Raw genomic sequence first — 11,586 nt, 5'->3', positions numbered from 1 at the left:
GTCAGATTTCCATAGTTTTTCTCATTTTTTTTCTTATCTTTGTTAGTATGCTTGCTAAGCAAAGAGATGACGACACTATCCGCTGATGATTTAATTTATGGCTATATGAACGGGATTTTCCCGATGGCCGATACTGATGGTACACTTTACTGGTACTCTCCTGACCCACGTGCTATTATACCTATTGATACTTACAAACCACCCAAATCTCTCAGACCAGTAATTAATAAAAACCTTTTTGAAGTTCGCTTAAACCATAATTTCAGAGCAGTAATGGAGGCGTGTTCTAAACCACGCAGAGACTCGGAAGAGACCTGGATTTCAGAAGAAATCATAGATGCCTATACAAGTCTGCATCAGATTGGCTTTGCTCATAGCATAGAAGCCTATAAAGATAACCGTTTGGTAGGTGGTTTATACGGGGTATCTATTGGAGCGGCCTTTTTTGGTGAGTCAATGTTTTACACCGAGCCAAACGCCTCAAAAGTAGCGTTTAATTATCTGATGGAATTATTAAAAAAGCAGAAGTTTGAACTATTAGATACTCAATTCATCAACGATAATGTGCGTCGTTTCGGTGCTATAGAAATTGGAAAGGCTGACTATATGAGAAAGCTGAAAAAAGCCACAAGCCGTAAAGCAAGAATGGTAGAATCAGCAATTGAACACTTTTTTACTTCTTAAAGTTATTGATTCCTTCGTCTAAGAACTTAATAAAGTCTTCTTTTGAACTATACCCAATCGCTTGTTTCACAATCAGTTTACCTTTGGTATCTTCAATGACATAGTAAGGCTGGGCATTGTTGTTATACTTGGTAATTTCAAGATCCATGTTTTTATCGCCAATGGTTTCTTTCAATTCCTCGTCGTACTTCGAGGTGTATTGTTTTTCTTTTGGTAAAACCTTTTTATCATCAACGTACAGAGAGGCAATTACGAATTCGTTTTTAAGTCTTTCTAAGACCTCTGGTTTTGGCCATACATTCTCTTCCATCTTACGGCAATTGGCGCAGGCATAACCCGTGAAATCAATAAAAATAGGCTTGTTTACTTCTTTGGCATAGGCCAGAGCATCATCATAGTCATAAAAGCCCTGTAAATCGTGCGGAAGGGCACGAAGCTTAGAACCGTCAGCCACGGCCGTACTTAGCGTTTTAGGAGGCAATAAACCCGATAAAAGGCTTAATTCTCTCCCCTTTACAAATCCTGATGCCATATAACCTGTAAATACAAAAAACAGAAGCGCAAAAACAACTCTCTGCACACTATATTTCGTAACCTTATTATCTTTAGGTAAACGGATAACACCTAAAATATATAAACCGATAGCTGCAAAAATAACTATCCATATACCTAAGAAAAGATTGCGTGAAATAAGATTGAAATGATAAGTTAAATCAATATTACTTAGAAACTTCAAAGCTAAAGCAAATTCTAAAATCCCGAAAACGGCTTTCATTTCATTCATCCAACCACCTGATTTTGGCAGGCTTTTCAACCATTGCGGAAACATGGCCAATGAAGTAAAAACTACGGCAAAAGGTAGTCCAAAGGCTAACATACCCCAGAGTGGCCTCCACACTTCGCCTTTAGCTGCAAGAATCAGTAAAGAACCTACAAATGGTGCTGTACATGAGAAAGAAACCACTACCAAAGTAAGCGCCATAAAGAAAATACCTAAAAAACCACCTTTTTCAGACATTCTGTCGATGTTGTTTACCATATTATGCGGTAACACAATCTCAAATGCCCCTAAAAGTGAAATACCAAAAATGACGAAAATAACAAAGAATATAAGATTGGGAATCCAGTGTGTACTGATGAAATTAAGGAATGGAGCGCCAAAAAGAGTAGCCACCAAACCTATAATAGCAAAGACAAACATAATAGATAAACCATAAAATGTAGCTTTGCCTGTACCTTGCGATTGTTTCGTAAAGAAACTAACCGTCATAGGCATAATCGGATAAATACACGGCATGAAGATAGAAGCGAAGCCTGCTAAGAACGCAGTCAATAGAAATCCAATCAATGTAGTACTTTCTTGCATAGAGTAGTTTGTTGTTGGGTAAGAATAACCCCTTTGTTCTAATTAAACAAAAAACTGCCTGAAAAATTTCATCTCAGGCAGCTTTTAACAAAACTTTTACAAATATTATGCCTCTGTTTCAGTAATGTTGATTTTTTGAATTTTATCTCCCTGACGGATAGCATCAACTACCTCAAGACCTTCAACTACTTTGCCGAAACAAGTATGGTTACGGTCAAGGTGAGCCGTATTAGAGCGGTTGTGGCAGATAAAGAACTGCGAACCTCCTGTATTACGACCTCTGTGCGCCATTGAAAGCACGCCTTTGTCGTGATACTGATTATTTCCGGTTAACTCACACTCAATTGTATATCCTGGGCCACCTGCCCCTGTTCCGGTTGGGTCTCCTCCTTGAATCATGAAATCAGGAATAACACGGTGGAATTTCAAGCCATCGTAAAATCCTTTTTTAGCAAGTGTTACAAAATTATTGACGGCTATAGGAGCATCTTGTTCGTAAAATTCGATAAGCATTGTTCCCTTATCGGTAATCATTTCAGCTTTTAACATGTGTTTGTTTTCGTTACGGCGACCCGTTTGAAAATTTAAGAATTATATGGAATAAATTTTTTCGAATAATCTAACCACCTATGGTAGTCATAGACTCTGAAACCAGATTTTTGCGGTTTCTTTCGGCTTCAAAGCCATCTAAAGCACGGCTTTGGAGGGCTTCACTAATTAATAACTTAATTTGCTCATCAGAAAGTTTCTGACGCATCATATCACGTATATTAAAAACGCCATCATCATATAGGCAGGTTTTAAAAACACCCGTAGGTGTTACCCTGATACGATTACAGGTGCCGCAAAAAGTGCGGCTGAAAGCAGCAATAACGCCAATGCTGCCTTTAAAGTTCGGAATCTGGTAATTGTATGAAGTAGAATTAGGCTCGTCTTGCAATCGATAGATTTCAGGATAAACCGAGCGGATTAAATCCATAATCCTGCCATAACTCCAGAAATCCTGAATCTGGTCAGGGCGGAGGCCCGCGCCATTAAAAGGCATTTCTTCAATAAATCGTACAGATACATTCTGCTCTCTTGCCAGTTCTACCATTGACAAAATATCTTCATCGTTCTTGCCCGACATGACTACCGTATTGATTTTTACAGGAATATCATGTGCTAAGAGCGTCTCTAATGTTTCCCAGACTTTATGAAACTCATCCCGACGGGTTATTTCAAAAAAACGTTGGCGGTCAAGTGAATCCAAACTAAGATTTACCGAGCTGACGCCCAGCTTTTTCAATTCAGGAACCAAGGGTGCGGTTAATACACCATTAGTTGTGATATTGATTTTATTGATTCCCTCAATCTCTGATAATTTCCAGAGAAAAGGCATAATATCTCTTCTTAGAAAAGGCTCACCTCCGGTAATGCGTACTTTGCTGATACCCATTTCTGCCAGAATACTCACTAACCGAATCATTTCTTCATAGCTCAACAAATGAGGTTTCGGCAGATACTGAATACCTTCTTCGGGCATACAGTAAAAGCATCGCAGATTACAGCGGTCTGTAACTGCTAACCTCAGATAATTGATGGGCCTGCCATGATTGTCTATGAGCATGATGGGAATGGTGTCTTGAACTATGATTTACCTGATTTATGGATTACACTGATAAAGAACTTTAATGATAACAATAAAAAATCATTAAAATCAAATCAATCAGATAAATCATAGTTCAAGAATAATAACAAATTTTTCAGTAAAATTACTCACAATCCTATAAAAAACAAAAGAGGCATGGGTGTCCACGCCTCTTTGAATGCTATATTGAAAATTAAGCTACTGCCTCGGCAAGTACCAGAATTTTGTTTTTTACTACTTCTACCACGCCACCATCTACTACAAATGTTTGTTTTTTGCCATTTGTTTCGATCACCAAATCACCTTTGGCAAGTGTACTGACAATAGGAGCATGGTCTTTCAAAACCTGAAAACGACCTTCGCTACCAGGGAAAGAAACGGAGTTTACTTCGCCAGTATAGACTTTTTTATCGGGGGTAATTATTTCTAAATTCATGATTATTGTTTGTTCGCTTCTGCAATCAATTTTTCGCCTTTCACAACAGCATCTTCAATCGTTCCAACTAAGTTGAAAGCTGATTCAGGAAGATTGTCGTGGTGTCCGTCCATAATTGCATTAAAGCCTTTGATTGTATCGTTAATATCAACCAATACACCTTTCAAACCTGTAAACTGCTCGGCTACGAAGAATGGTTGAGATAAGAAACGTTGTACACGACGTGCGCGTGCTACAACCAGTTTATCTTCTTCTGACAACTCTTCCAAACCAAGGATAGCGATGATATCTTGTAATTCTTTGTAACGTTGTAAGATATTTTTTACACGTTGTGCTGTGTTGTAGTGAGCATCGCCCAATACAGCAGCAGAAAGAATACGTGAAGATGAATCAAGTGGATCCACCGCAGGATAGATACCCAACTCAGAAATTTTACGGCTCAATACCGTGGTAGCATCTAAGTGGGTAAAGGTTGTTGCAGGAGCAGGGTCAGTCAAGTCATCGGCAGGTACATATACTGCTTGTACTGATGTAATTGAGCCACGTTTGGTTGACGCGATACGCTCTTGCATATTACCCATTTCAGTTGCCAGGGTTGGTTGGTAACCTACCGCAGATGGCATACGACCTAATAGGGCAGATACCTCTGAACCAGCCTGGGTAAAGCGGAAGATATTATCGATAAAGAAAAGAATATCACGACCTTTGCCTTCGCCATCTCCATCACGGAAGTGCTCAGCAACTGTAAGACCAGATAAAGCTACACGTGCACGTGCTCCTGGAGGCTCGTTCATCTGACCGAAGATAAAGGTTGCTTGTGAATCTTTCAAAGCTTCTTTATCTACCACGCTCAAGTCCCAGCCACCTTCTTCCATTGAGTGTTTGAATGCGTCACCGTATTTTACGATACCAGATTCAATCATCTCACGAAGTAAGTCATTACCCTCACGTGTACGCTCACCTACACCTGCAAATACAGAAAGACCTGCATAAGCTTTAGCAATATTATTAATTAACTCCTGAATCAATACGGTTTTACCTACGCCCGCACCACCAAACAAACCGATTTTACCACCTTTTACATAAGGGGCAAGGAGGTCAATTACTTTAATACCAGTAAAAAGAACTTCGGTTGAAGTTGCTAATTCTTCAAATTTCGGTGCCGCGCGGTGGATAGACATACCCGGAGTGGTTACTTGCTCCAAACCATCAATAGCTTCACCAACTACGTTGAACAAACGACCCTTGATAGCATCGCCTGTTGGCATAGTGATCGGTGATCCTAAGTGTGCAACGTTCATACCACGTTGTAAACCTTCAGTACCGTCCATCGCAATGGTACGTACGCGGTCTTCGCCAAGGTGTTGTTGTACTTCAAGGATAACTTTTTGACCATTTGCCTTTACTACTGACAAGGCGTCAAGAATAGGGGGGATAAAAGAATCTTTACCCTCAAAGCTCACGTCAACCACGGGTCCGATAATCTGTGAGATTTTACCAATATTAGCCATTTATGGAGTATTTTAAAATTTAGATAGATTAAAACGAAATGACACGTAAAACAATACCATGCCGTTTTGGGACGCAAAATTAATACTTCTGATTTGCAAAAGCAAAATCTTACGCAAGGATTTTGTATTTTTTTTAGATAGCCCCCCTGTTTCCCGACATTATTATTAATAAAAGCAAAATATGATTTTGGTAAAAAATTGAGAAATTCTCGTATAAACCATCGATGAATGCTATAAATACGTCTTTACTACCATTGAATAAAAAAGAATTAAAGCCGAATTAAAATATAACGTAAAAAAGTTACACCCTTTAAATCAACTATATTTCCATTTTTTCCGTCCCCTCAGAGTCTCCCGTGTGCAAGGCCTATGCTTAGCAAGGGGACTCTGAGGTTTTTTAGAAGTAGATGTATCTCTATCGACAGAGTACCCTTACTGTGGTTTGTGCAAACGCACACGGAGACTCTGTTGGGACAAGAGATCAACTATACTTCCATTTCTCCTCAATATCTTCCAGACTCATGCCTTTGGTTTCAAAAACGATAAATTTAGCAAAAAGCAGTCCTAATAATACCACAACGGTATAAATGCCAAAGATACCACCATTGGTGCCCAACGAGGTAGCAGCCATAATCGGGAAGGTATAAGCCACACAAAAATCGAAAACCCAGTGGTTGAAACTACCCATACTCGAAGCAAAACCTCTGATTTTCAAAGGGTAAATCTCCGAAATCAACAACCAACCTAATGGCCCTAAGCTAATGGCAAAGAAAATAATATAGGTATATACGCCCCCTACCAACATAAATTGTTGCAAGCTCGGATTCAGGGAGTCTTTCAGAAAAAATGCTAACCCTACAGTTGATAAACAGATAGCTGTACCGATAAGCCCGGTGTAAAGCAGAGGTTTGCGCCCCCATTTGTCTAAAAACATAATGGCAAAAACCGTAGCGATTGAATTAGTTACTCCAACCCCCACTGTAGCCAAAGCGGCAGTATTACCCTCAGGGAATACATTTTTGAAAATATCGGTAGAGAAATAGATAATGGCATTGATACCCGAAAACTGCTGAATAAAGAAAATGCCAATGGCAATAAACAACGGAATACGCAGGCGTTTGCTGAATAGCATTTTCCAGCTTGCTTTATTATGTTTCTCGTTGTCTATAACTCTTTTGGTGTTGGCAAGTTCTTGTTTGGCCTGCTCAGGGTCACGTAAGCGATGCAATACTTCCAATGCCTCAGCCTCACGTCCTTTACTAATTAACCACCGCGGACTTTCAGGTACAAACAACATTCCTAAAAACAAAATAGCCGCCGGAACAAAGCCTGCCCAGAACATGCTTCTCCAGCCATCTTCATGCTCGGCAAAGAAATAACCTACTACATAAGAAAGGAGAATGCCTAATGTAATGGCTAACTGGAAGAAAGTTACCAATTGTCCACGCATATTGGTTGGGGCAATTTCGGCCAGATATAATGGTACAGTAGAGGCTACGATACCAATGGCTAATCCTAAAAATAAACGGCCTATAATCAGAAAGGTAATACTTGGTGCAATAGCCGTGATAATTGAGCCTACCACAAATACTAAAGAAGCTACGATATTGATTTTCTTTCTGCCCAGAACGTCGGTTAATGGCCCGCTGATAAATGGCCCGAGCATACCACCTGTCAATACAGCACCCACAATCCAGCCCTCTGTTTCCGGGCTTGGGTTGAAACGTGCTCTTAGTGAAGGGAGTGCCACGTTAATAACGCCTGTATCAAAACCAAATAATAGTCCACCAGTAGCGGCTACGGCAGCAATGAAATAAAGGAGAGTGTTTTTGTTCATAAATCCATAGGTTAAGGTAAAGTGAGGGTACAAATAAAGTAAAAATTCGCGAAAAATTTTGTAATTTCGTGATACGGTTATTTTAACCGATGCGTTAGATATTGGTCATTGAAACTCGCAGAATGTTTTTAGAAAAAATCTATCTCTCTAATTTTAAAAATTACGAAGAAGCCGCTTATACTTTCTCTCCACAAGTAAACTGTATTGTTGGTGAAAATGGTAGTGGAAAAACCAATCTGCTTGATTCCATTTATTTTCTTGCACTCAGTAAAAGCTCTATACACCATCAGGATGCCCACAATATCAATCACGATGCCGAGTTTATGCTGATAGATGGGGTTTTCAAAAAAAATAACCGGACGCACCAGATTACCTGCTCTATTCAACGTGGTCAGCGCAAAATTCTGATGCACGAAAAGAAGCCCTACGAGCGGATTTCCGAGCATATCGGGCAATTTCCGGTAGTACTGATTGCCCCCGACGATACAGAACTCATTAAAGAAGGAAGTGATGAAAGACGACGATTTTTTGATGGGGTTCTCTCACAAATGGATAATGAGTACCTGAATGATTATCAGCAATACAACCGCATTTTAGAGCAAAGAAATAGTCTGCTAAAAATATTTGCCGAACGAAACTTCATCGACCAGGATTTACTGGATACGTATTCTGACCCTTTAGTAAAGCTGGCTTTGCGCATCTATAAACAAAGAAGAAATTTTGTAGATACATTTCTGCCGATATTCAAGAAACATTATGGAATTATCAGTGATGGACGGGAAGAAGTAGAGATTATTTATGAATCGGAGGTAGCAAGTGGTGAGTTTCCCCAAGAGTTTCGTCTAAATAGACAAACCGATGTAAGAGCACAACGCACCACGAAAGGCATTCATAAGGACGATTATATATTTGAGATTGATACTTACCCGATCAAAAAATTTGGTTCACAAGGTCAGCAGAAGTCATTTGTCATGGCACTTCGCTTAGCCCAGTTTGAAATGATAGAAACGCTGAGAGAAGTGAAGCCGATTCTACTCTTAGATGATATTTTCGACAAACTGGACGACAGAAGAATTCATAGCCTGATTGAAAGCATTAATAACAATACTTTCGGACAGGTATTTATTACAGATGCCCGCCCTGAAAGAACGCAGAAGATTTTGGAAGAGGTAAGGGTGGAGGTGAAATATTTTACTATTACTCCTGAGCATAAAACTATCAATTCGTAAAGGTAGTTTTTCCGTTCTCCATTCTTCTTTCTGCGATTTTTCTTTTTATTTCCCATTCTCCGTTCTTCTTTTTCTAAAAATTTTCCGTACCTTTGCACCCGCGTTGAAAAAATCGACGCATTTTTTTGCCCCTTTTCTGAAGCAAATGGTTCTTTCGGAGGGGTTCATCTAAAAATTTTTGAACCAATGTCACAAAAAATCAGAATCAAATTAAAGTCATTTGACCACAACTTGGTGGACAAATCGGCTGAGAGAATTGTGAAGGCTGTAAAATCTACAGGAGCCGTTGTAAGCGGACCAATTCCGTTGCCTACTCGCAAAGAAATCTTCACTGTATTACGTTCTCCGCACGTTAACAAAAAATCACGTGAGCAATTCCAGTTATGTACTTACAAACGTTTGATCGACATTTATTCGGCAAGCCCGAAAACGGTTGACGCGTTGATGAAATTGGAATTACCAAGTGGTGTTGACGTAGAGATTAAAGTATAGTTATCTCTTAATACTGATGTGAGAGGCCTCTGGATTTGTTCAGAGGCTTTTTTTGTACACTTATAATTCGTTTAGTAGAGATGGATTTGAAAATTTTAATATATCGTCCCTACGGGACTTAGAATACAAGATCTCCATTATTTTCTACCAATATATTATTCCTACTGGATACTAAACAATGAATTTGAATAGATTAAGTCCCGTAGGGACAATATATCAGTAGATAAACAAGTGCTCCCTTTTTCTTAATATCCCGTAGGGATAATATATTAATTAAGAGGCGCATACTTTATTAGATCAATATATTTAGAAAAAATTAATGCCTTAATTCTGCGTTATTGCCTACATAAATCAATAGAATATCTCAATATTTTTCGTGCATAATGATTTAATTCCTAAATTTGCTACCCACTAAGCAAAAGACATTTATAAATTTTAAGCAAAATAGATTCAGATGGCAGCTACGAAAGAAAAAGCACCAAAGGTAAAATACAGCAAGGAAACATATATGTATTGGTACGAGTCTATGTATCTTCAAAGAAAATTTGAGGAAAAAGCCGGACAGTTGTATGGACAGCAAAAGATTCGTGGATTTTGTCACTTATATATCGGCCAGGAAGCATGTTCTTCAGGAGCCGTTTCAGCATTAACCAAAGACGACAAGTGGATTACAGCTTATAGAGACCACGGTCACCCATTAGCATTAGGTACAGACCCTAATAAAATAATGGCCGAACTTTATGGTAAAGAAACAGGTACAACCAAAGGTAAAGGAGGGTCGATGCACATTTTTGATAAAGAAGTAAACTTTATCGGCGGTCACGGTATCGTAGGTGCGCAGATTCCATTAGGTGCGGGTATCGCTTTCGCTGAAAAATATAAAGGCACACAAAACCTTTGTATGTGTTATTTTGGTGATGGTGCCGTACGTCAGGGAGCATTGCACGAAGCTTTCAACATGGCTATGACCTGGAAATTGCCGGTTATTTTCATTGTTGAAAACAATGGTTATGCTATGGGAACCTCAGTAGCTCGTACATCAAACGTAAGAGAACTATATACTATCGGTGAGTCTTATGATATGCCGGCAGAACCGGTTGACGCGATGGATGTTGAAATGGTACACGAAGCTGTAAAACGTGCGGCTGACCGTGCAAGAGCAGGCGAAGGTCCAACTTTCTTAGAGTTCAAGACTTACCGTTTCCGGGGTCACTCAATGTCTGACCCACAAAAATACCGCTCAAAAGACGAAGTAGAAGAGTGGAAAAGCCGTGACCCATTGGAGCTTTGCAAAGACCGTATTTTAAAGAATGGTATTGCTACAGAAGCAGAATTGGAAGAAATCGACAACAAAGTGAAAGCGAAAGTTGAAGAAGCAGTAAAATTCGCTGAGGAATCTCCATTCCCAAAAGCAGAAACAGCATTTGATGATATCTACGTTCAGTCTGATTATCCTTTCCTGAGAGAGTAGTTGTTATAAATATTCCGAATTATTGATATTTGAGAAGTAAACGTTCTTAAAAATTCCCGACTTGGTAGAGACAAGGCATTGCCTTGTCTCTAATTTTTTACAGGTCTTTGAATCTTCGAATTCATATTAAATATCTCCCTTCTGCGGCCGCATTACAATCTCCTCAATTACAGCACTATCCGATAAATTATAGGCTGTCCAGATAGTTTTAGCTACATCATCTGCGCTCATAAATCTTTCTGCCGGAATATCTACGCCTGCCCAGCTATCGGTTAATACAGCTCCGGGCATAATAGAAGTAACCTTTATATTATATGGTTTCATTTCTTCTCTGAGACATTTACTAAAGCCCAATAGGGCAAATTTGGAAATACTATAAGACCCGCCATTCGGATAAGCCATCAGGCTTGCCACTGAGCACATATTAAATATATGTCCGCTTCTCTGGGCTATCATTTCTTTTATTAACCCTCTGGTCAGATTATAAGCACTATATAAGTTGGTTTCGATAAGGCTTTCTAATACCCCATCCGCTTCCTCATGGATATTACCTGGAATAAAGTTACCAGCATTATTCACTATCACATCAACATTTCGGTTAAGTGATTGGATAAAACTCCCTAAACCAAGTACCTGGGTTTTTACTCCTAAATCGGCAGGATAGATAAAGCAATTAACCTTATATTCAGTCGTAATAAATTGCTGTAATTGCTGTAAATCTTTTTCTTTCCGGGCGGAGGCTACTACATCGAATCCGTTTCTGGCAAATATTTCAACAATTGCTCGTCCGATTCCTCTTGTACCCCCCGTAACAACTATTAGTTTGTGGCTCATTATCAGGTTATTTATTGATTTTTATGATTGGATTGGTTTTTGAATATAAATTCAACAACTAAAATGCGTTATTAAACAATTGCTTATCTTTGCAAA

General features: G+C 39.1%; 11 protein-coding genes. 4 read left to right on the top strand and 7 right to left on the bottom strand.

The genetic code is table 11. The features are described from left to right. Positions 1-66 precede the first annotated feature (66 nt). On the top strand, positions 67-684 hold the full coding sequence (aat, locus tag H1R81_RS14420; RefSeq protein ID WP_181841440.1) for a leucyl/phenylalanyl-tRNA--protein transferase: 618 nt from the start codon (positions 67-69) through the stop codon (positions 682-684). Here aat and H1R81_RS14415 read toward each other — a convergent pair. From H1R81_RS14415 to H1R81_RS14390, 6 genes are all read right to left on the bottom strand, one after another. Continuing rightward, on the bottom strand, positions 674-2,050 hold the full coding sequence (locus tag H1R81_RS14415) for a protein-disulfide reductase DsbD (RefSeq protein WP_181841439.1): 1,377 nt from the start codon (positions 2,048-2,050) through the stop codon (positions 674-676). The genes aat and H1R81_RS14415 overlap by 11 nt on opposite strands. A 105-nt stretch (positions 2,051-2,155) precedes the next feature. Then, entirely contained in the window at positions 2,156-2,599 is a 444-nt protein-coding gene (locus H1R81_RS14410) for a peptidylprolyl isomerase (RefSeq protein WP_181841438.1), read from the bottom strand. Positions 2,600-2,669: 70 nt separating this feature from the next. Continuing rightward, entirely contained in the window at positions 2,670-3,659 is a 990-nt protein-coding gene (moaA, locus tag H1R81_RS14405; RefSeq protein ID WP_181841437.1) for a GTP 3',8-cyclase MoaA, read from the bottom strand. A 214-nt stretch (positions 3,660-3,873) separates the two neighbouring features. Next, positions 3,874-4,116 (bottom strand): ATP synthase F1 subunit epsilon, encoded by a 243-nt coding sequence (atpC, locus tag H1R81_RS14400; RefSeq protein ID WP_181841436.1) that lies wholly within the window; start codon positions 4,114-4,116, stop codon positions 3,874-3,876. 2 nt (positions 4,117-4,118) lie between these two features. Then, positions 4,119-5,627 carry a F0F1 ATP synthase subunit beta gene (gene atpD / locus H1R81_RS14395; protein ID WP_181841435.1) on the bottom strand — a complete coding sequence of 503 codons (1,509 nt, stop codon included), beginning with the start codon at positions 5,625-5,627 and terminating at the stop codon, positions 4,119-4,121. A gap of 481 nt (positions 5,628-6,108) precedes the next feature. Further along, positions 6,109-7,464, bottom strand: a complete 1,356-nt coding sequence (locus tag H1R81_RS14390; protein WP_181841434.1) for a sugar porter family MFS transporter — start codon at positions 7,462-7,464, stop codon at positions 6,109-6,111. A gap of 122 nt (positions 7,465-7,586) precedes the next feature. Between H1R81_RS14390 and recF the strand changes: the two genes are divergently transcribed. From recF to pdhA, 3 genes are all read left to right on the top strand, one after another. Continuing rightward, positions 7,587-8,693 carry a DNA replication/repair protein RecF gene (gene recF, locus H1R81_RS14385; protein ID WP_181841433.1) on the top strand — a complete coding sequence of 369 codons (1,107 nt, stop codon included), beginning with the start codon at positions 7,587-7,589 and terminating at the stop codon, positions 8,691-8,693. Between the two features lie 186 nt (positions 8,694-8,879). Next, the gene (gene rpsJ / locus H1R81_RS14380) at positions 8,880-9,185 is read left to right on the top strand and encodes a 30S ribosomal protein S10 (RefSeq protein WP_101724935.1); all 306 of its coding nucleotides are present in this window, start codon (positions 8,880-8,882) and stop codon (positions 9,183-9,185) included. 454 nt (positions 9,186-9,639) lie between these two features. After that, positions 9,640-10,656 (top strand): pyruvate dehydrogenase (acetyl-transferring) E1 component subunit alpha, encoded by a 1,017-nt coding sequence (pdhA, locus tag H1R81_RS14375; protein WP_181841432.1) that lies wholly within the window; start codon positions 9,640-9,642, stop codon positions 10,654-10,656. Positions 10,657-10,782: 126 nt separating this feature from the next. Here pdhA and H1R81_RS14370 read toward each other — a convergent pair whose 3' ends face one another. Further along, positions 10,783-11,490: an SDR family oxidoreductase gene (locus tag H1R81_RS14370; protein ID WP_181841431.1), complete on the bottom strand. Its 708-nt coding sequence runs from the start codon at positions 11,488-11,490 to the stop codon at positions 10,783-10,785. Positions 11,491-11,586: the final 96 nt, after the last annotated feature.

Source organism: Emticicia sp. BO119, from assembly GCF_013912375.1.
GTDB lineage: Bacteria > Bacteroidota > Bacteroidia > Cytophagales > Spirosomataceae > Emticicia.
Note: the sequence above shows the minus strand (reverse complement) of the source record. Positions and strands in the feature narration are given on the sequence as shown.